We start from the raw sequence: 19,128 nt of genomic DNA on the forward strand, positions 1-19,128 counted from the left end.
TCGGAGCGCCTTACATCCCCTGCTTCGCCATAAGGCGCAGCGCCGTCAGCGTGAGGGCCTGTACGCCCGAGGCGATCACCTTGTCCGCCTGCGGTGCCCAGAACGGGCTGTGCAGCGAAGGCATCGGCGGACCTCCGGCCTTCGCCGCCGCCAGCTTCGCCGGATCGGCACCGCCGACCCAGAAGATCACCGACTTGATGTGCGCCTCATCGGCGCGGCGGAACTCGCCGAAATCCTCGCCGCCCATCGCCGAAGGGGTGATTACCACGTTGTCCGCACCCATTTTCCCCTTGAGGTCGGCAACGGCCTCCTCGGCGAACTCGGGCGTGTTCCAGGTCGCGCGGGTGTGCGGCTCCTTGACCTGGATCTGCGGCATCAGGTCGTCCGGCAGGCCCGATGCGATCGCCTCCCCGCGCGCGACGCGGGCGATGCCGTCGAGCAGCCGCTGGCGCGTCTCGTCGGAATAGCTGCGCACTGTCAGTTCAAGCTTCGCCTGATCGGAAATGATGTTGTGCTTGGTCCCGGCGTGGAACGAGCCGACCGTCACCACCACGGGATCGAGCGGATTGGTCTCGCGGCTCACCAGCGTCTGCAGCTTCATCACGATCGCGCTGGCGAGCACGATCGGGTCGCGCGTGGTCTGCGGGTAGGCGCCGTGCCCGCCGACCCCGCGCACGAGCATGTCCACGCTGTCCACATTGGCGAGCGCCCAGCCTTTCGCCGCGCCGACGACACCGGCGGCAAGCTCAGGCGTATCGTGGAAGGCCAGCGTGTAATCCGGCTTGGGAAAGCGCGTGTAGAGCCCGTCCTTGAGCATCTCCAGCGCGCCCAGCCCCATCTCCTCGGCCGGCTGGCCGATCATGACCAGCGTGCCCGACCACTCCGCCTTGCGCGCGGCCATGAGACGCGCCGTCTCGATCCAGGCGGTCATGTGCGTGTCGTGGCCGCAAGCATGCATGATGCCGCTTTCCACGCCCGCCGTGGACGTGCCGCGCCTGGTTGACGCGAAGGGCAGCCCGGTCTGCTCGACAACCGGCAGCCCGTCCATGTCCGCGCGGATGAGGACGGTCTGCCCCGGCCCGTTCTTCAGGACCGCGACTATGCCGGTGCGTCCGACCTTCTCGGTGACCGTGAAACCCGCCTTGCGCGCGGCATCGGCCATGATCTTCGCACTGCGCGCTTCCTGAAAGCTGAGTTCGGGATTGGCGTGTAGATCGCGATAAGTCTCCATCAGCCCCGGCAGGTCACGCGCCACTGTATCGGCAACGGGCTCTGCCATTGCAGGCAGGGAAACGCTCGCAAGAGCGCAGGCGGATGCAAGGAGAACGGCGCGCATGAGCGAAAGCTACGTCAGCCCCGCCAGCTCCGCAATCGGCGTGAAGTTTTTCTCATAGGCCCGATAGAAACTCCGTATCGACATTCTCTACCAAATGAATAGATTGAACCTCGAAGCGCAGGGTTCGCCTGTTCTTCCGCGGCATTTGATGGCTGTCAGCTTGCTCCGCGTCACCAACCGCTAAAGCGCACGAAACCGCAAGGCGACAACGCCGGGCTTCGTGCCTCCCGATGGAGATACGAAATGTTCAACTCGATCCCCCGCATCACCTCGCAAGTCCTGCGTGCCCGGCCCAGCACCGACGCACGCCTGCCGCACCCCTCGTGGCGCGGCGCCGCCGCTTCGCCGCCGGGAGGCGGCGCGGCCACAATCCGCAGCGCGGGCGACTTCTGGTCCCGCCTCGGCCTGTGACGCTTCTGCAATGACCCCATCGGGCGGCATCGGAATCCGCATCTCCCAAGTCTTGTCTCTTCAGGCCGGAGTTCGATGTCGCCCGTTAACATCACTTGTGACACAGTAGGCCCGTGAAGACCGCGCTCATCATCCGCCACGTTCCCCACGAAGGGGTCGCAGGCTATCGCAAACCCATCGAGGACGCCGGCTACGAAGTCAGCCGGATCGACGTCACCGACCCGGAATTCTCAACCCTCGATCTGCGCGAGCCGGACCTGCTCATCATGATGGGCGGGCCGATGGGCGTCTACGAGCAGGACCGTCATCCCTGGATCGGCTGCCAGCTACGCCGCCTTGCTATGCGACTGGAGGCGGACCGTCCGACGCTGGGCGTGTGCTTCGGCGCGCAGATGATGGCCAGCGCGCTCGGCGCCAGGGTGTTTCCCGGCCCGGCGAAGGAAGTCGGCTTCCACCCCGTTCAGGTTCACGAGCACGCCGCCGACAGCCCGCTGCGCCATGTGCGCGAAGTGCCGGTGCTGCACTGGCACGGCGACACGTTCACCAAGCCGGAGGGCGCGGAATTCCTGGCCTCGACCTCGCTTTACGAGCATCAGGCGTTCCGCCGGGGCCGCAATCAGCTGGCGTTGCAGTTCCATGCCGAAATGGGCGAGGACCCGCGCTTCGACGCCTGGATCGACCAGTGGCCCGAAGCCGTCGTCGAGGCGGGAGGCTGCCCTCAGGCACTCCGCCAGCGACACGACGAACTCGGCCCCGGCGCGGTTGCGGCGGGGCGCGCGATGATCGCTGACTGGCTGCAGGGCCTGAACTAGCCGTACCGCCCGATTCGCGCGACGCTCCGGCTGGCGGCGGGGGCGTAGCAGGATTACTCTGCGGCCATGGCTGACGGCATTCCCACGCGGCGCTCGATGAACTGGCGCACCTTGCCCCCCACACTCGCCCGAGCATTGGCGGGATTCTTCCCGGTCGGCGTCTTCGCGCTAGTCCTGCTGTGGATGATGGGCGAGTGGGGCGTCCTTGGCGGCATGATCGCAGGAACCGTGCTCGGCGCCGTGGCCGCCTGGGCGCTGACGCGGCTGATCGCAGCCTACCCGCTGGTGCAATGGTTAGCGGCCATCGTCGTCGCGCTGTTGCTGGTCCTCGTCATCGCCTCATTGTTCTGAGGACGATCGAAGGAAGTGGTGCCCCTGGCCCGACTCGAACGGGCACGCCTTTCGACAAACGATTTTGAGTCGTTCGCGTCTACCATTCCGCCACAGGGGCACGGAAACGAGGCGCGACGCTTAGACGGCACTTCGTCAGGGTTCAAGCCCGTTCAGAAGATCCAGTCCATCGCGACGTGGAGAAGACGCGATTTCATCGCCCCCTTGCGCGATCCGAGCGTCCCGATCTCGAAGCGCGGACCATCATCGTCGGTCTGATATGTCAGCTTCAGCCGCGTCTTCTCGGGCTTGAGCAGCTCGATCTCGCCCACCGCCTGCGATCGCAGCGACGTGCGCGCGTTTATCGTCGGCACGGCGGTCAGGTCGAATTGCCGCTGCTTCGCCAGAGGCACCGGCTGCTCGGCAAATGCAGGCGAAGGCGCCGCCGCAAAAAGCAGCGCAAGGGCGCAACGGCGAGGGACATGGCGTTCCATGTCCCGGCGTTTTACACCCGTTTGCGGAAAATTCCGCGACGATTTCGTTTCAGTTCAGAGAATCACCCTCCGAGACACGCCGAAACGTGCCTCAGAGGGTGATGAAATCATGCCTTGAGGGCGGTCGCAACTATCTTGTGCAGGCGCGAGTGCAGCACGTCGTTGCCCGCGAGGATTTCGGTGTCGCAGATCGGGTTCGAACGACCCTTCCAGTCCGACACGAAACCACCGGCCTCACGCACGAGCAGGCAACCCGCTGCGGTATCCCACGGCTTGAGGTCCGATTCCCAGAATCCCTCGTAGCGGCCCGAGGCGACCCAGGCGAGATCGAGCGCGGCCGATCCGAAGCGGCGAATGCCCGCCACCTGCGGCGCGAGGCCGTGATAGATCTTGGTCCAGACGCCGTGATCGCCGTGCCCCGCGAAGGGAATGCCGGTTGCGATCAGGCTCTCGTCGAGATGACGGCGCGAGGAGACGCGCAGGCGGCGGTCGTGCAGCCACGCACCGCGTGCCTTCTCGGCCCAGTAGCTTTCGTCGGTGACCGGGTTGTAGATCAGGCCGGCGGTGACCTCACCCCAGCCCTTCCCGTCCAGACGCGGCTCCTGCACCGCGATCGAGATCGCGAAGTGCGGGATGCCGTGAAGGAAGTTGGTCGTGCCGTCGAGCGGATCGACGATGAAGCGCGGCTTGGTCGGGTCGCCCTCGATCTCGCCGGCTTCCTCGAACAGATAGCCCCAGTCCGGCCGCGCGGCGCGCAGTTCGTCCCAGATGGTGCGCTCGGAAGCCTGGTCGGCCTTCGACACGAAGTCCGCAGGGCCCTTGCGGCTGACCTGCAGGTGCTCGATTTCGCCGAAGTCGCGACGCAGGCGGTTGCCGGCCTTGCGGGCGGCCTTCTCGATGACGCGGATGAGACCGGAAATGGCGGCCATGACTGTACTTCACTCCTGTGGGCCGACATCGGCCCCGATTGTCAGCGGCCTTGCGGCGCGGGTTTGGCGGGGGCCGTGCCGGCGGCAGGCGCAGTCGGCTTGTAGCCGCAGATCTGGGCCATGACGCTCAGCAGCTCGCTGGGATTGTCACGGCTGATCTTGCCCGAATTCTCGGCGATCACCTTGTCCATCGATTCGGTGATCTTGCCGAGCGAATTGTCGTAGATGCAGCCGACGAGCGCGCCCTTGACCGGTTCCTCGATCTTGTCCGACTGCAACCCGCTGATGAGCACCTTGAGGTAGAGCATCGCGTGCTGCGCCTGCGAGTCGCCGCCTGCGGGTGCCGCAGCGGCAGGCTTGGCGGCGCTCTTTGCAGCGGCCTTGGGGGCAGCGGCGTAGGCAACGGAGGAAGTTCCCGCGATCGCCAGGGCGGCGGTCGCGACGGTCAGGACGAGCTTGTTCATTCAGTCTGCCTTCTTCACGTAAGTCTTTTCATAGACGTCCACGATGATGCGCGTACCGCTTTCGATGTGCGGCGGCACCATCACGCGCACGCCGTTGTCGAGCACGGCGGGCTTGTAGCTGGACGAGGCGGTCTGGCCCTTCACCACGGCGTCGGCTTCGACGATGGTGGCTTCGACCTGCTCGGGGAGCTGGACCGAAATCGGGCGCTCTTCCCACATTTCCAGGCTCACCTGCATGCCGTCCTGAAGGAACGCGGCAGCATCGCCCAGCAGATCGGCGGGAAGCGAGATCTGATCGTAGTTCTCGGTATCCATGAATACCAGGTCGTCGCCCTCGGCATAGAGGAACTGGAAGTCCTTGGTGTCCAAACGGACGCGCTCGACGGTGTCGGCACTGCGGAAGCGCACGTTGGTCTTGCGGCCGTCGATCAGGTTCTTCATCTCGACCTGCATGAAGGCACCGCCCTTGCCGGGCTGCGTGTGCTGCGTCTTCGCGACCTTCCAGATGCCCTTTTCGTATTCAAGGATGTTACCGGGACGGATATCGACGCCACTGATCTTCATGGTTCTGGCCTTCAGGATGGGAAAGAGCTGAATCGCGGGGCCACAGCAGGCGCGACCCTCGAAAGGATGCGCCCTTAGACGAGGTCGCGAGGCATGGCAATTGCTTCGCGCCGATGCTAGCTGAATGCCATGAAGCGTGCCTCCCTTCCCGTTGTGCTGTTGGCCCTCGTCGCCGGCTGCGCCTCCGCAGAGCCTGCCCCGCCTCCGGTGAGCGGCGGGCTGATCTCCACCCTGCCCATCGGCACTTACAGCTGCGAGATGGCGGGCGACGCGGGCGGCCTCGTCGGCAAGCCTTTGCCCGACTACGAGTTCCGCGTGGTCAATGCCTCGGCTTACAAGGCGGGCGGCATCCGCGGCAGCTACCTGCTGACAGGCGACTACGTGACGATGACCGGCGGCAAGCTCAAGGGCCTCAAGCTGCACCGGCTCAAGGACACGTACTTGCGCAAGGTCGAGGACAACGGCAGCGACGGCGAAATGCGCTGCGTTCGCAGTTCGCGCCGCTGATCGCGGATCATCATCGCCGGCGCGGTTTGCCCTTGAGGTAGGGCGGCCCTAGCTCTCGGAAAAACTTCGGGAGCGGGCGATGGAACTTCAACTGCAAGGCAAGGTCGCGATCGTCACCGGCGCGACCGCGAACATCGGCCGCGCCGTTGCGCTGGACCTCGCAGCCGAGGGCGCCCTGCCCGTCCTCGTCGGCAGAGACCACGAGGCAGGCGCAAGGCTGGTCACCGACTGCAAGGCGCGCGGCGCACCCGAGGCGGTGTTCGTCGCCGCCGACATGCTGGACCCTGTCTCTCCCGCGATAGTGCTGAAGGCCGCCGAAGCGCTCGGCCCCGCAGCGGTGCTGGTGAACAACGTCGGCGGCAACGTCGACCAGGGCCTCTTCGTCGATTCCGATCCGGCGAAATGGATGGCGGACATCGACCTCAACTTCGGCACCGTGCTGCGCATGACCCATGCCGTGCTGCCCGGCATGATCGCCCGCAAGGCCGGGGCGATTGTCAACGTCGGTTCAACCGCCGCACTGGTGGGCGACTACATGCTGCCGGTCTATTCGGCCGCCAAGGGGGCGGTGCACAGCTTCACCGTGGTGCTCGCCAAGGAAGTCGGCGCGCATGGGATTCGCGTCAATGCCGTCGCGCCTTACGCCACGATCCCGACCGACCCGGCCAGCCTCAGCAGCGGCAGCCGCTTCAACCCCGAAACCGGCCTGTTCTCGAAAGGCACCGCCAGCGTCAGCGAAGAGGACCGCGCGCTGCGCCAACGCCGCACGTTCGTCGGCCGTCCCTTTGCGACGCCTGAGGAAATGGCGGCGATGGTGACTTTTCTGGCCTCGGCGCGGGCCAGCTTCATCACCGGGCAGGTCTACCCCGTGGACGGCGGCGCCCTGCTCTGACGCGGAGAGAGACGATGATCGATGAGACCGCCCTGCAGACCCTTCTCGACAAGGACGCGATCCGCGACCTGGTGCTGCTCTACTGCCGCGCGATCGACCGGCAGGACATCGCCCTGCTGCGCGACCTCTATACCGATGACGCCACCGACACCCATGGCGACAGCTTCGACGGCCCGGCGGGGGACTACTGCGACTTCATCGCCCGAGCCTTCCCGCACATGCCCTACTCCGGGCATCACGTATGCAACCACCTGATCGCGGTCGATGGAGACGTGGGCAGCGGCGAGGTCTACGGCCTGGCCTGGCACCTCATCCCAACCCGCGAAGGCGGGCGCGAGGAGGATTTCATGGCCGTGCGCTACATCGACAACTACCGGCGCTGTGCCGACGGGCGATGGCGCTTCTCAAAACGCGTCGTCACTTACGACTTCAAGCTGCGACGGCCGTTCGACGGCGGTGGCCTGCTGGGCCTTGCGGAGCGCGACCCCAGTTATGCCGAATGTCTCCAGCCCCTGTTCCGGCGGGGCGCTCGCACCTGACGCACGATTCCCGCGAGGTGCTGTGCAGCCTTTTCCCGGCTGGCTCATTTTCAGGGCCGACAGGGGTGCTCCGCCCCGCCGGAGGAATCGATGGCTGCGAGCGTGAAAGTCGGCATTCTCAACGATATGGCTGATTTCACTGGCGGCGATCCGTCCGGGCTGGAGCATGGCCTGCCGGTGCCTGGCGACATCACCGGCTGGATCGAGCGCGAGATCGACGCCTTGCGCGATGCAGGCCGCCTCGACGCCGAGGTGGAATTCGTCCACGCCTATGCGTTAGGCCTCCCCTCAGGCACCGCCGAGGCAGTCGAGCAGGCCTATCGGCAGCTCGCGAAGGCCGGCGTCAGCCTGATCGTCGGCCCGGCGATCGGCGACAATGCGCTTGTCGCCACCCCGCTTGCCGAGCAATTGCGCATTCCCACCATCTACTGGGCCGGAGCCGAGCGCGCGCGGGGCCGGTGGATGTTCCAGCACCAGGTGGGCAGCCACGAGGACGAGTCGCTCGTCATCGCGCGCCAGATGGCGAGCCTCGGGCGCACGCGCCTCGCGGTGATCTACGATCTCTCGCCGATCGGGACGCGCCATCTCAAGTATCTCGACGGCGAGGCGCGCGTCCTCGGCATCGAAATCGCGGCGAAGGAGGGCATCTCGCCGCTAGCCGACGATGTCGACGATGCCGTGGCGAGATTGCTGGAAGCCGCGCCCGACGGCGTCGTCTACCTTGGTCTGGGGCTCTCGGCGCCGCCCGTCTCGAAAGCCCTCGACCGCGCCGGATGGGACGGGCCGCGCATCATGAACACCGCAGGATTGCGCGGGTATCACGGTGATTTCGCCCGTGCCTGCAACGGCTGGCTCTATATCGACATGCACTCCGACGCGAACACCACGCTGCGGGCGGTGATGGACCGGATCGACGCGCCTTGCCGTCAGGCGCTCGCCGTAGCCAAGGGCCACGACATCGGCCGCCTCGTCGCCGAAGGGCTGGCGCGGGCGAGCGATTTCACCCGCGAGGGCGTTCGGCTCGGATTGGAGCAGGTGAAATGGCTTCCGGCCGCAGAGGGGCACGAAGGCACCCTCCTCGGCTTCGGCGTGCACGATCGAGGCGCCCTGCACGGGCGGTATCTCGTTGTGCGTCAATGGCTTGGCGGCGAAACCCGAGAGGTCGCCGCATGAGTGCACCTCACGGCACTCAACGGCACCTAACGCTACCCTAAGGCAGGTTCAGGCGCCGACCAGCCCGCGAATCGCGCTTTCGAACAGGCCGCGCCCGTCCGTACCGCCATGCGTGGTCTCGATCGCGCGCTCGGGGTGGGGCATCATGCCCAGCACGTTGCCCGCATCATTGAGCACGCCCGCGATCGAACGCGCCGATCCGTTGACCTCCTCGGCATAGCGGAAGGCAACGCGGCCCTCGCCCTCGAGGCGGTTCAGCGTCTCATCGTCGGCGAAGTAGTTGCCGTCATGATGCGCCACCGGAATGCGTACGACCTGCCCAGCTTCGTAGGCATTGGTGAACAGCGACTGCGCGTTGACCACTTCGAGCCCGACTTCACGGCACACGAAGTTCAGCCCGGCATTGCGCAGCAGCGCGCCCGGCAGCAGCCCGCTTTCGGTCAGGACCTGGAAGCCGTTGCACACGCCGAGCACCGGCACGCCCTTGTCCGCCGCCGCGATCACCGCCTGCATGATCGGCGAGCGCGAGGCGATCGCGCCGCAGCGCAGATAATCACCGTAGGAGAAGCCGCCCGGAACGGCGATGAAGTCCAGACCCTCGGGCAGTTCGCTGTCGCCGTGCCAGACACGGTGAGGCGCGGTGCCAGAAACCTTCTCCAGCGCCGTCGCCATGTCGCGGTCGCAGTTCGAGCCCGGGAAGGTGATGACGGCGGAGGTGAAGGCCATCAGGCGGCCACCTTCTCGATGCGGTAGTTCTCGATCACCATGTTGGCGAGGAGCTTGCGGCACATGTCGTCGATCGCCTCGTCGGTGACGCTCTCGGCAACGTCCAGCTCGAACAGGCGGCCGGCGCGCACGTCGTTGACGCCGGAAAAGCCGAGGCCCTCCAGCGAGTGGTGAATCGCGCGACCCTGAGGATCGAGGACACCGGGCTTGAGGCTGACGTGGACGCGGACTTTCATCTGGCGGGCCTTTCGCAGGATAGCGGGCAGATTCGTTGGATGCGCCTATGACCCTTCGCAGCCGCCGGGGCAAGGTTGAACGCGCCGTTGAATGGGCCGCTACGACCTGCCATCACTCGGCGATGAGCAGCGCAGCATCCATTTCCTTCACCGATCAGGTCGCCATAGTTACCGGAGCAGGCACCGGGCTCGGCCGCGCCTATGCGCTCGAACTGGCACGGCGCGGGGCCAAAGTCATGGTCAACGACCTTGGCGCGGCGCGGGACGGATCGGGCCAGTCCGACGCGGCGCTGCAGGTCGTCGAGGAAATCCGCGAGATCGGCGGCGAGGCCATGGCCGATGGCGGCGACGTCTCCGACTACACGCAGATGGAAGCGATGGCCGCCCGCGCGAGGGAAGCCTGGGGCGGCATCCATGTCCTCATCAACAATGCCGGCATCCTGCGCGACCGCACGTTCGCCAAGATGGACCCCGCCGATTTCGAGCTGGTCGTGCGTGTCCACCTCCTCGGCAGCGCCTTCGCGACGAAGGCTGTATGGGAGACGATGCGCGAGCAGAACTACGGCCGCGTGCTGATGACGACCTCCTCTACCGGGCTTGGCGGCAATTTCGGGCAGGCCAATTACGGCGCGGCCAAGGCGGGCGTGCTCGGCCTCGCCCGGACGCTGCGGCTGGAAGGCGCGAAGTATGGCATCCGCGTCAATACCATCGTGCCGACCGCCGGCACCCGCATGACCGCCGACATCTTTCCCGAGGAAGCCTACAAGGCGTTCGAGCCCGGCAATGTCGTGCCCGCCGCCGTGTTCCTTGTCTCTCCCGAGGCGCCGACCGACACCATCCTCGCGGCCGGTGGCGGCGTGTTCCAGGGCACGTGGATCACCATGAACGATGGCGTCCTGCTCCCGGAATCCGCCCGCAGCGCCGAGGACGTCGCCGCCGCATGGCCGCGCATCGCCGACCGGTCGGGCGACCATCCGTTCGAGACCGGCATGGACCAGGCACATCACGCGCTGTCGATGCTGATGCGGGCGCCTTAACAAGCGGAGGCAATTGCGATTGACGGTGCCTGCCCACGCGGGCAGCTTCGCAGCCGCTTAAGGGGAACGCCTTGTATTCCGAAGACGATCTGCAATCCGCCGTCAGTGCCGGAGCCATCAGCGCCGAGGCGGCGGACGCCTTGCGCGCCCATGTGGCTACGACACGCGTGGTGCCGATGGCGGACGAGGAAAACATTCGCCTCGTCACCAGTTTCAACGACATCTTCGTGGGCATCGCCTGCCTGCTGGTGATCTTCTCCGGCGTTTACGCGGCGGGCGCCAACGACCAGCGCTGGTGGATGGCCGGCCTGCTCGTCGCCATGGCCAGCTGGCTCATGGCCGAGATCTTCACGCGCAAGCGCCGCATGGCCCTGCCCTCGATCATCGTGCTCGCCTCGTTCGTCGTCGGCCTCGGGCTTTTTGCCGGAGCGCTCGTCGCGGAGGCCCTGCCCGAGCATCGGGTGCCGGTCTATTACGAGTTCAACGGCGAGCGGCACACCTGGCACCGGATGGAGCGCTATCCCTGGCAGGACGCAGCCATCATGCTGAGCGCCGCTGTAGCGGCCGGAGTCGGAGCGCTGCTCCACTGGCTGCGTTTCCACGTGGCGATCACGATTGCGGCCGGAACCGGCGCCGTCGTGCTGCTCCTGCTTTCGGCGATCGCCTGGGCCACCGGGCAGGCATTGGCGGCCAACCCGGTCCTCGCGCCCGCCGCCTTCCTGTGCGGGCTGGCGGTCTTCGCCTTCGCCATGCGCTGGGACTTGTCCGACCGGGCTCGGCGGACCCAGCGCGCGGACATCGCGTTCTGGCTCCACCTGCTCGCCGCGCCGCTGATCGCGCATTCGCTGTTCTACTGGCTGGGCGTGCTGAACGGCGACGACGTGACTCCGGGCCATGCCGCAGGGGTGCTCGTCACCTATGTGGCATTTGCGCTCGTCGCCCTGCTGGTGGACCGGCGGGCTCTGCTGGTGTCGGCGCTGATCTACGTGCTGGCGGCATTGAACGGCCTCCTGCGCAATGCCGGTACGATCGAGATGAACCTGGCGATCTCCACGCTGTTCGTCGGTGCGGCGCTGCTCGCGTTGTCGGTGTTCTGGACTCCACTGCGCCGCGCCCTGCTGACGCTGGCGCCGGAAAGCTGGCGCGAACGGCTACCCGCTTCGGCTTAAGCATCCTTCCTGTCGCAAAGCGATGGGGAGGGGGCAGGGACGCAGCCGCTGACGCAGGGGGTGTTTGCGCCGCTGCCCCCTCCACCACCGACTGCGTCGGCAGTCCCCCTCCCCATTGCTTCGCAACGGGGAGGATACACTTGCCGTCATCCCAGCGAAGGCTGGGACCGCTATGGCCATGAAACGCCCTATCGACGGGCCGGTGTAGTTTCGCCGCAGCCTTGCCGAGACCTCGCGATATGACGAAAGCGGTCCCAGCCTGCGCTGGGATGACGGGCTTTCAGCCGAGAACGCTCAGTCCTCGACAACCTTGAGCAATTTGCGTTCCAGCGAACTCAGCACATTCGAGAGTTCGTGCCCGCGCTTGAGCACTTGCCCCGCTTCGCCGAACAGGGTCCACATGCCTTGTTTGCCGCGCAGCGAGGGGCGCTTCTCGATCCGCGCCTGCGGGCGTTCGGCGGCGCGGCGAAAAGCGCTGAAACTGGCGGCCTCGCGCGCGAAATCCATCGCGTAGTCGCGCCAGAGCCCGGCCGCGACCATCCGGCCGTAGAGATCGAGAATTCGCTGGAGTTCCAGCCGGTCGAACCCGACCTGCGACGGCTGGACGCCGGGAAACGGGACGACGCTACCTGAGGTAATTCCGCCTGCCACCATTCAGCGGCTCACCAGCGCTCGTTTTCGCGCGCGGCGTGCTGACGCTCGGAGATAAGTTCCTCCACCTGAGCGCGCAGCAAGGCCACCTGCTGTTCGAGATCCTCGACGCGCTGGGCGCCGCCTGTGGGCTCGCAGGGTTCCTTGCAAGGCGTGCCGTAGGGCATGAATTCCTTGGCCCAGGTCTCCGCCTTGACCAGCGTGGAGCGGGCCTTGAGGCCGATCATCGTCGCACCCTCGGGCACGTCTTCGGTCACGACCGCGCTGGCGCCGATGCGGGCACGGCGGCCGATGGTGACGGGGCCGATGATCTGCGCGCCCGAACCGACGATCACGTTGTCGAGCAGGGTAGGGTGGCGCTTGCCGCCGACGCCGTTGGTGGGGTTGGAACCACCCAGCGTCACGCACTGGTAGATCGTCACGTTGTCGCCGATCACCGCGGTCTCGCCGATCACGGTGAAGCCGTGGTCGATGAAGAAATTGCGGCCGATCTGCGCGCCGGGATGGATGTCGATCGCGGTCAGGAAGCGCGCAAGGTGGTTCACCACGCGGGCGAGGAAGAACAGGTCCGCCTGGAACAGGGCATGCGCGATGCGGTGCCAGAACAGAGCCCATACGCCCGGATAAAGCAGCACTTCCCAACGCGAACGCGGCGCAGGATCGCGTGCGACAACCGAGTCCAGATAGCGGATGATATTACCCAGCATCGCCGGAAATTCCCATCAATCGTTCCACTTTGCAACTTTTGTCGCAAAGCCGCCCTCACGTTACCGTCTGGAAATGCGCGATATGCGCATTTCGCGGCACCAGCCGCCCGGAAAATGCAGCGCATTTTCCAGACAAACCCTTAAGTCTGGGCGCCGCCTTTAGTCTCTTCCAGCGCGTCGCGCCAGATGGCCATTGTGGGGGCCGTCTTGCGCTCCAGACTGAGCCGGTCGATGGCGGCGACCAGACGTTCGACGCCCACATGGCTACGGGTACAACGTCCTACAAGATATTGCGTTGCCGAATGATCGAGAACCAGCCCGCGCATCTCGGCATGCACTTCCATCAGCGCGATGAGCATCGCATCGTCCGGCTCGCCGATCGCAAGGTTCAGCGCGGCACCAAGCCGCGAGGACAAGTCCGGCAGGCGTACCCGCCAGCGTTCGCCATCACTGTCGCCTACGCCCGGTGCGAAAGGCTTGTCGGCGACGATCAGCAGCGGACGGCCCAGTTCCTGCGCCCGGTTCCAGCGGTGGAACAGTGCGTCCTCGGGCATGCCTTGCGCATCATCGACAGCATCGCCTGCGCCCGATTCGACGAACCAGCGCGCCAGCAGCGACTTGCCGGAGCGCGGCGGGCCGGAGAGGATCGCGGTGCGGAAAGGCCACTGGGCCGGCTCTATCAGCGCATCGATCGCAGGCGCGTTGGCCTCACCCACGACAATGCGCGGCGGACTGTCGCTCGCGGCGGACAGCGGAAGGGCGATCTGTCGCATGGCGAGGGTCCTAGCGGCTGATCCTAAGCGAGGTGCCCCCGCCGGAAACCTTCCAACCCTGCCCGCGCAAGGCACCGGTCAGCCGCTCGCCTCCGCCCGATACGGTGACCCGCATGACAGAGGTGCCGCCGATCGCGAGGCTTACGGTCGCGGCGCCCTGCACACCCGGCACACCGCGAACGGCGGCGAGCGCAGCGTCTACCGCAGCGGCATCGGGCGTAGCGAACTGGACCGTAACGGTCTCGACCGGAGCACCGGAGACGTCTTCGGTGCGAATCACCGGGATCGGCGTCGGCACCACCACGGGTGCCTCGCCCTTGGGCATCAGCTTTTCGCGCAGCTCGGCGAAGGCCCGGTCAAGCGCTTCTCCGCCTGCGTTGATAGAAGGGTCAGGGCGCAGTTCGCCGGTCGCCAGCGCGTCGCGGTAGAGGCCGTCGACGCGCGTGACGGCCTGCTCCAGCATGCGCGGCAGGTCCTGCTCGCTGGCGGCGTCCATGGTGAAGCCGCCGAGAAACTTGTTGTCCGGGCCGTAGCGCGCGGTGAAGGTGCCCTTGATCGGGCCGCCGGGCCATTGCCGCTCCAGCCGCGCGACGGGCATCACCACGTCGGAGGCGTCGAACTGGCCGAGCACCGTACGCCACCACAGGCGGCTGCGGCGCGAGGTCTGTCCGGCGGTGAGAATCAGCGATTCGCCGCCCGAGCCGGTCGGGCGCACGTAATCGACGGGGCTGGCGGCAGCCTGGAACTCGGCCCAGGCGCGCTGCCACGGCCCGCGCACCTCGAAGACCTGCCTGACACCGCCCGAATCGAGCACCGGGATCAGCAGCAGCGGCGCCGAACGCGGACCGGAGCCCGCTCCAGCGCCGACATATTGCCCGGCCTTGGCCTTGTCGAAAATGACGCCGAGCGTCGCGATATAGCGCTTGGGGCCGACCTGCTCCTGCCCGATGACCACGGAGGTCACCATGGCGTCGATTGATTCGACCGGCATGTCCGGGCCGCCGAGCTTCTTCCAGGCTTCCTTTTCCGCCAGTTTCCAGCCGTCGATCCGGGCCTGCGCGCCGGTCTTCGCGGTCACGTCGACGCTGATGCCGTTGACCTGGATGTCCTGCGAATTGGCGAGCGGAGCTATACCGCGATCGCCCTCGATCTGCGCCAGAAGCTGGACGCCGGTGATCGTCGCCACTGCGAGAACGGCCGCGCCGCCCCACCACAACATGGCCCTGGAGGCGGCACCCTTGCGGCTGAACCGCAGGCTTTTGGGGGAAATCGTGATTGCCATGTCGAAACCGGGGGCCTTGTGCCCAATCGAAGATGGAAATCCAAGTCACAAAGCGCTAGGCGCGCCCACATGTCCGACGATAACTCCCAGAAGAGCTATAGCTACGAGCAGGCCGGCGTCTCGATCGCGGCCGGTAACGCGCTGGTCAAGGCCATCGCCCCGCTCGCGAAATCCACCGCGCGCCCCGGCGCCGACGCGGAACTGGGAGGCTTCGGCGGCTTCTTCGATCCGCGCGCGGCGGGCTACAAGGACCCGCTGCTGGTCGCCGCCAACGACGGCGTCGGCACCAAGGTCAAGCTGGCGATCGACCACGACCGCCACGACCATATCGGCATCGACCTCGTCGCCATGTGCGTCAACGACCTTATCGTGCAGGGCGCCGAGCCGCTGTTCTTCCTCGACTACTTCGCCACCGGCAAGCTGGAGAACGGCGTCGCCGAGCGCGTCGTCGCGGGCATTGCCGATGGCTGCAAGATTTCCGGCTGCGCCCTCATCGGCGGCGAGACGGCCGAGATGCCGGGCATGTACGCGGCGGGCGACTACGACCTCGCGGGCTTCTGCGTCGGCGCGGTGGAGCGCGGCGAGCAGCTGACCGGGGACAAGGTCGCGGCCGGCGACGTGCTGCTGGGCCTCGCGTCCTCGGGCGTCCATTCCAACGGGTATTCGCTGGTGCGCCGTCTGGCCGAGGACAAGGGCTGGAAGCTGAACCGCCCCGCCCTGTTCGATTCGGACACGCTGCTAATCGACGCGCTGATCGCGCCGACCCGCATCTACGTGAAGAGCCTGCTGCCGTTCATCCGCGCGGGCCGTATCCACGCCCTCGCCCACATCACCGGCGGTGGCCTTCTCGAGAACATCCCGCGCGTGCTGCCCAAGGGCCTGCACGCCCGCATCGACGCCGATGCCTGGCCGCAGCCGCGCCTGATGGCGTTCCTGCAGGCGCAGGGCAACATCGAGCCGGGCGAGATGGCGCGCACCTTCAACTGCGGCGTCGGCATGGTACTGGCCGTCGCGGCTGACGAAGCCGAAGCGCTCAAGGCGGAACTGGAAGCCGTGGGCGAGACCGTCTTCACCATCGGCGCGATCGAGCCGGGCGAAAAGGGCTGCACCGTGGCAGGATCGGCCGAGGCGTGGTCCGCGCGCGAGCCGTGGGAAGCCGTTCATCTTGGCTGAGAGAGCCAAAGTCGCCGTCCTGATCTCGGGCAGCGGCACCAACATGGCCGCCCTGCTCTATGCGAGCCGCGCGGTCGACTGTCCTTACGAGATCGTACTGGTCGCCGCCAACGATCCCGAGGCCAAGGGGCTGCGCCTTGCCGAAGCGGAAGGCGTGAAAACCTTCGCGCTCAGTCACAAGGGCATGAAGCGGCCAGAACACGACGCGGGGATGGACGCGGCGATTCGCGCCAGCGGCGCGCAGTGGGTCGCGCTGGCGGGCTATATGCGCATCCTGACGCCGGAATTCGTGGGCAGCTGGGAAGGCCGGATGGTCAATATCCATCCCTCGCTGCTGCCCAAGTACACCGGCCTGCACACCCATGACCGCGCGATCGAGGCAGGCGACAGCCACGGCGGCGTTACCGTCCACCTCGTCACCGCGCAGCTCGACGACGGCCCGATCCTCGGCCAGACCCCGGTTGCGATCCTGCCAGGAGATACGGCCGACACGCTCGCCGCGCGCGTATTGATTGCCGAGCACCAGCTCTACTCGCGCTGCCTCGCCGACCTCGTGACGCGCGAGACGCGGCCCGAATGGCTGCTCGAGCAAGTGCGCGAACGCGCCCTCGCCTTGCCCGAGAGCGATGAGACGGTCAGCCACGGCATGGCCTGCTTCGGCGTGATAAAGGGCAAGAAGTTCGCCTACTTCAGCGCCGACCATCACGGGGACGGCCGCGTCGCGCTGCTGATCAAGATCAGCGGCGCAGACGAACAGGCGATGCTGATCGAGCAGGACGACGACCTATACTTCCGCCCCGCCTACTTCGGTGACGGCTGGCTCGGCATTCGGCTCGATCGCGGCGACACCGACTGGGAGGCGATCGCCGACTGGCTCTGGCTGTCGTGGCGGGCAGTGGCGCCCAAGCGGCTTACCGCGCTGATGGATGCGGCCGGACAGTTCTAAAAGGTATAGCCCACCGAAAGCTGGACGATCGGGTAGACCTTGTAGTTGTCCACCTCGTTCTCGATTTCGCCGCGTTCGCGGGCGAGATCTTCCTGGAATAACGGGTTGCTCGCCAATTCACCCGTGGCGACGACGTCTTCGGTCCGGGGCCTGCCGTGGAGCATCACGCCTGCATCGAGGCTCCACGCAAAGCCGTTCTCCCGGTTCTTCGCGAAGCCCACGGTGAACGTCGGCACGAACCGTCGGGCGCGGACCTTGCCCTCGATGGTGCCGATTTCCTCGGGCGTGTAGACCCGCTGGCCGACCGTCACCGCCTCACTCGGGGTGGCGACAAGGTCGATGCGGTTGCTGCTGACACGGAATCCCGCCGAAAGCCGAAAGCAATTGCGGAAGGGATAGAGGTCCGCATTCGCGCCCCATGAGCGCAGCTTGAGGTCGCCATGGTAATTGATGTCATCGACATCGACATTGTGCCCGAGGCCAAGGAAAGTCGCGGAAGCCCGGACTCCGACGATCTCGGAAAGCCGAAACCCCACTTCCGGGCCGATACCCAGCGAGCCGCCGGCTGCGGCGATGGTGACGCCCCCGCGCGTATCCTGCGCATGACAGACGGCCGGCGGCCACGATGCCATGAGCAGGCCGGCAATCCATGCGATTTGCTTCAACGTCATGCGGTCTCCTCAGGCCGCCCCGCATGACCGATCCTCGCCCTCGATGGTAAACAGAGGCTTGCTCCGCCCCTCCGTGAACCTACGCGGCCGAGTCAGATTTCAGTGTAATCTACCTGCGGCCTGCTCTCGCGCGTGCCGCGATAGCGCTTGTCGGGGTCCTGCGGGTCTCCGGCGATGAGGACGTAATCCTCGTGCACTTCCGTCAGCGTGCCCGCGAAAGGGAAGCCTTCGAGGCTGCCGTTGACGCGGAAGCTGACCGTGTCGCCAACCTTGAAGGTCTTTTCGTCGAAATTGAATTCGAAGGGGCAGGTTTCACCCCCCTCACCCATTCCCTGCATCACGGTTCTCCTCTGCTGCAAGCGTACAGCAGTGAGCCGCGATGGATCAAATCGAAACTCGGCGCGCGCGCAGCGCCGTGCCGATGGATAGGCGGTCAGCGATGAGGTGTCGCCGCCCGTGCCTCGATTCCCGTGCCTGCTTTCGCGGGATCGGTATTGGCTGCATGCGACATCAGCACCGCTGCGCAGAACGACAGGGATGCCGCAATGAGGATCGTCTTGGCCATCAAAGTTTCCGATATAAAGAATTAACCTTAGACTAAGCCCCCATTCCACAAGCGCCAAAAGAAAAAGGCCGCCGAAACCGGCGACCCTCTCCCGAATTACGAAGATTTAACCGTCAGCTTCAGCCGACGATCTCTTCCGGCTTGAAGAAGTAGGCGATCTCGATCGCCGCGTTCTCTTCCGAATCCGAACCGTGGACCGAGTTGGCTTCGATCGATTCGGCCAGTTCCTTGCGGATGGTGCCGGCGTCGGCGTTCTCGGGGTTGGTGGCGCCCATGATGTCACGGTTGCGCTTCACGGCGTCTTCGCCTTCGAGCACCTGGACGACGACGGGGCCGGAAATCATGAACGAAACCAGGTCGTTGAAGAACGGACGCTCGGCGTGGACGGCGTAGAAGCCCTCAGCCTGTTCCTTCGACATCTGGATGCGCTTGGATGCGACGACGCGCAGGCCGGCTTCCTCGAGCATCTTGGTGACGGCGCCGGTCAGGTTGCGGCGGGTGGCGTCGGGCTTGATGATCGAAAAGGTGCGGGTAACCGCCATGGGACTATTCCTTGGACAAGGGCGTTATTGTTGGGCGCGCCCCTAGCCGGGAATGGGGTTGTCCGCAAGGTGGGCATTGCGGCCCGGTTCGGGGCCCACCCCGTACGGCTAGGCGATAAATCGCCAAGCCTTCCGGCCCTCCCGCAAGCGGGAGGGCGATCGCGCCTTCTTCTCCCCTCCCGCTTGCGGGAGGGGCCGG

Annotated in this window: 26 protein-coding genes and 1 tRNA gene; 11 read left to right on the forward strand and 16 right to left on the reverse strand. The window is 66.2% G+C overall.

Annotated features, from left to right (window positions below; translation table 11 throughout):
* Positions 1-10: 10 nt before the first annotated feature.
* Positions 11-1,336 carry an amidohydrolase gene (locus tag BES08_RS05405; protein WP_008828395.1) on the reverse strand — a complete coding sequence of 442 codons (1,326 nt, stop codon included), beginning with the start codon at positions 1,334-1,336 and terminating at the stop codon, positions 11-13.
* 243 nt (positions 1,337-1,579) lie between these two features.
* On the opposite strand from BES08_RS05405, the gene BES08_RS32660 reads away from it, so the two are divergent.
* The 3 genes from BES08_RS32660 (at position 1,580) to BES08_RS05415 (ending at position 2,910) form a co-directional block, all read left to right on the forward strand.
* The gene (locus BES08_RS32660) at positions 1,580-1,747 is read left to right on the forward strand and encodes a hypothetical protein (protein ID WP_156799768.1); all 168 of its coding nucleotides are present in this window, start codon (positions 1,580-1,582) and stop codon (positions 1,745-1,747) included.
* Positions 1,748-1,860: 113 nt separating this feature from the next.
* Positions 1,861-2,559, forward strand: a complete 699-nt coding sequence (locus BES08_RS05410) for a glutamine amidotransferase (RefSeq protein ID WP_008828396.1) — start codon at positions 1,861-1,863, stop codon at positions 2,557-2,559.
* A 66-nt stretch (positions 2,560-2,625) separates the two neighbouring features.
* Positions 2,626-2,910 carry a hypothetical protein gene (locus tag BES08_RS05415; protein ID WP_008828397.1) on the forward strand — a complete coding sequence of 95 codons (285 nt, stop codon included), beginning with the start codon at positions 2,626-2,628 and terminating at the stop codon, positions 2,908-2,910.
* 16 nt (positions 2,911-2,926) lie between these two features.
* Here the strand turns inward: BES08_RS05415 and BES08_RS05420 are convergent.
* From BES08_RS05420 to efp, 5 genes are all read right to left on the reverse strand, one after another.
* Positions 2,927-3,010: transfer RNA gene (locus BES08_RS05420), tRNA-Leu, on the reverse strand.
* 52 nt (positions 3,011-3,062) lie between these two features.
* Positions 3,063-3,383, reverse strand: coding sequence for a hypothetical protein (locus BES08_RS33560; RefSeq protein WP_008828398.1), 321 nt, complete (start codon positions 3,381-3,383; stop codon positions 3,063-3,065).
* A 107-nt stretch (positions 3,384-3,490) separates the two neighbouring features.
* A complete protein-coding gene (locus BES08_RS05430) occupies positions 3,491-4,312 on the reverse strand; it encodes an inositol monophosphatase family protein (protein WP_008828399.1) in 822 nt (273 codons plus the stop codon).
* Positions 4,313-4,353: 41 nt separating this feature from the next.
* Positions 4,354-4,776, reverse strand: a complete 423-nt coding sequence (locus tag BES08_RS05435; protein WP_008828400.1) for a hypothetical protein — start codon at positions 4,774-4,776, stop codon at positions 4,354-4,356.
* Positions 4,777-5,340: an elongation factor P gene (gene efp / locus BES08_RS05440; RefSeq protein ID WP_008828401.1), complete on the reverse strand. Its 564-nt coding sequence runs from the start codon at positions 5,338-5,340 to the stop codon at positions 4,777-4,779.
* 129 nt (positions 5,341-5,469) lie between these two features.
* On the opposite strand from efp, the gene BES08_RS05445 reads away from it, so the two are divergent.
* The 4 genes from BES08_RS05445 (at position 5,470) to BES08_RS05460 (ending at position 8,451) form a co-directional block, all read left to right on the forward strand.
* Entirely contained in the window at positions 5,470-5,847 is a 378-nt protein-coding gene (locus tag BES08_RS05445; RefSeq protein ID WP_008828402.1) for a hypothetical protein, read from the forward strand.
* Between the two features lie 79 nt (positions 5,848-5,926).
* Positions 5,927-6,739, forward strand: coding sequence for an SDR family NAD(P)-dependent oxidoreductase (locus BES08_RS05450; RefSeq protein ID WP_036524332.1), 813 nt, complete (start codon positions 5,927-5,929; stop codon positions 6,737-6,739).
* A 14-nt stretch (positions 6,740-6,753) separates the two neighbouring features.
* Positions 6,754-7,278: a nuclear transport factor 2 family protein gene (locus BES08_RS05455; RefSeq protein WP_008828405.1), complete on the forward strand. Its 525-nt coding sequence runs from the start codon at positions 6,754-6,756 to the stop codon at positions 7,276-7,278.
* 90 nt (positions 7,279-7,368) lie between these two features.
* Entirely contained in the window at positions 7,369-8,451 is a 1,083-nt protein-coding gene (locus tag BES08_RS05460; protein WP_036524330.1) for an ABC transporter substrate-binding protein, read from the forward strand.
* A gap of 48 nt (positions 8,452-8,499) precedes the next feature.
* On the opposite strand, the gene purQ is transcribed toward BES08_RS05460, so the two are convergent.
* Entirely contained in the window at positions 8,500-9,177 is a 678-nt protein-coding gene (gene purQ / locus BES08_RS05465) for a phosphoribosylformylglycinamidine synthase subunit PurQ (RefSeq protein WP_008828407.1), read from the reverse strand.
* Positions 9,177-9,413 (reverse strand): phosphoribosylformylglycinamidine synthase subunit PurS, encoded by a 237-nt coding sequence (purS, locus tag BES08_RS05470; RefSeq protein ID WP_008828408.1) that lies wholly within the window; start codon positions 9,411-9,413, stop codon positions 9,177-9,179. The genes purQ and purS overlap by 1 nt, the downstream gene beginning before the upstream one ends.
* Positions 9,414-9,535: 122 nt before the next feature.
* Between purS and BES08_RS05475 the strand changes: the two genes are divergently transcribed.
* Both BES08_RS05475 and BES08_RS05480 read left to right on the forward strand, forming a co-directional pair.
* Positions 9,536-10,450 carry an SDR family NAD(P)-dependent oxidoreductase gene (locus BES08_RS05475; RefSeq protein WP_036524877.1) on the forward strand — a complete coding sequence of 305 codons (915 nt, stop codon included), beginning with the start codon at positions 9,536-9,538 and terminating at the stop codon, positions 10,448-10,450.
* 71 nt (positions 10,451-10,521) lie between these two features.
* Positions 10,522-11,619 (forward strand): hypothetical protein, encoded by a 1,098-nt coding sequence (locus BES08_RS05480; RefSeq protein ID WP_008828410.1) that lies wholly within the window; start codon positions 10,522-10,524, stop codon positions 11,617-11,619.
* Positions 11,620-11,913: 294 nt separating this feature from the next.
* Here BES08_RS05480 and BES08_RS05485 read toward each other — a convergent pair whose 3' ends face one another.
* The 4 genes from BES08_RS05485 to BES08_RS05500 form a co-directional block, all read right to left on the reverse strand.
* Positions 11,914-12,273, reverse strand: a complete 360-nt coding sequence (locus tag BES08_RS05485; protein WP_008828411.1) for a DUF2794 domain-containing protein — start codon at positions 12,271-12,273, stop codon at positions 11,914-11,916.
* An 8-nt stretch (positions 12,274-12,281) separates the two neighbouring features.
* Entirely contained in the window at positions 12,282-12,977 is a 696-nt protein-coding gene (gene epsC, locus BES08_RS05490) for a serine O-acetyltransferase EpsC (protein WP_008828412.1), read from the reverse strand.
* A 140-nt stretch (positions 12,978-13,117) separates the two neighbouring features.
* Positions 13,118-13,750: a P-loop NTPase family protein gene (locus BES08_RS05495; RefSeq protein WP_036524327.1), complete on the reverse strand. Its 633-nt coding sequence runs from the start codon at positions 13,748-13,750 to the stop codon at positions 13,118-13,120.
* Between the two features lie 10 nt (positions 13,751-13,760).
* Positions 13,761-15,032, reverse strand: coding sequence for a hypothetical protein (locus tag BES08_RS05500; RefSeq protein WP_008828414.1), 1,272 nt, complete (start codon positions 15,030-15,032; stop codon positions 13,761-13,763).
* Positions 15,033-15,101: 69 nt separating this feature from the next.
* On the opposite strand from BES08_RS05500, the gene purM reads away from it, so the two are divergent.
* Both purM and purN read left to right on the forward strand, forming a co-directional pair.
* Positions 15,102-16,205 (forward strand): phosphoribosylformylglycinamidine cyclo-ligase, encoded by a 1,104-nt coding sequence (purM, locus tag BES08_RS05505; protein ID WP_008828415.1) that lies wholly within the window; start codon positions 15,102-15,104, stop codon positions 16,203-16,205.
* A complete protein-coding gene (gene purN, locus BES08_RS05510; protein ID WP_008828416.1) occupies positions 16,198-17,151 on the forward strand; it encodes a phosphoribosylglycinamide formyltransferase in 954 nt (317 codons plus the stop codon). Before purM ends, purN begins: the two co-directional genes overlap by 8 nt.
* On the opposite strand, the gene BES08_RS05515 is transcribed toward purN, so the two are convergent.
* The 4 genes from BES08_RS05515 to ndk all read right to left on the reverse strand — a co-directional run bounded on the left by BES08_RS05515 (position 17,148) and on the right by ndk (position 18,929).
* Positions 17,148-17,822, reverse strand: coding sequence for a hypothetical protein (locus BES08_RS05515; RefSeq protein WP_051586753.1), 675 nt, complete (start codon positions 17,820-17,822; stop codon positions 17,148-17,150). The genes purN and BES08_RS05515 overlap by 4 nt on opposite strands.
* Positions 17,823-17,914: 92 nt before the next feature.
* The gene (locus BES08_RS05520) at positions 17,915-18,160 is read right to left on the reverse strand and encodes a hypothetical protein (protein ID WP_036524320.1); all 246 of its coding nucleotides are present in this window, start codon (positions 18,158-18,160) and stop codon (positions 17,915-17,917) included.
* 95 nt (positions 18,161-18,255) lie between these two features.
* Positions 18,256-18,387 (reverse strand): hypothetical protein, encoded by a 132-nt coding sequence (locus BES08_RS34465; RefSeq protein WP_268957456.1) that lies wholly within the window; start codon positions 18,385-18,387, stop codon positions 18,256-18,258.
* Between the two features lie 119 nt (positions 18,388-18,506).
* Positions 18,507-18,929 carry a nucleoside-diphosphate kinase gene (gene ndk, locus BES08_RS05525; protein ID WP_036524317.1) on the reverse strand — a complete coding sequence of 141 codons (423 nt, stop codon included), beginning with the start codon at positions 18,927-18,929 and terminating at the stop codon, positions 18,507-18,509.
* Positions 18,930-19,128: the final 199 nt, after the last annotated feature.

The sequence above is a fragment of the Novosphingobium resinovorum genome (genome assembly GCF_001742225.1).
Lineage (GTDB): Bacteria > Pseudomonadota > Alphaproteobacteria > Sphingomonadales > Sphingomonadaceae > Novosphingobium > Novosphingobium resinovorum_A.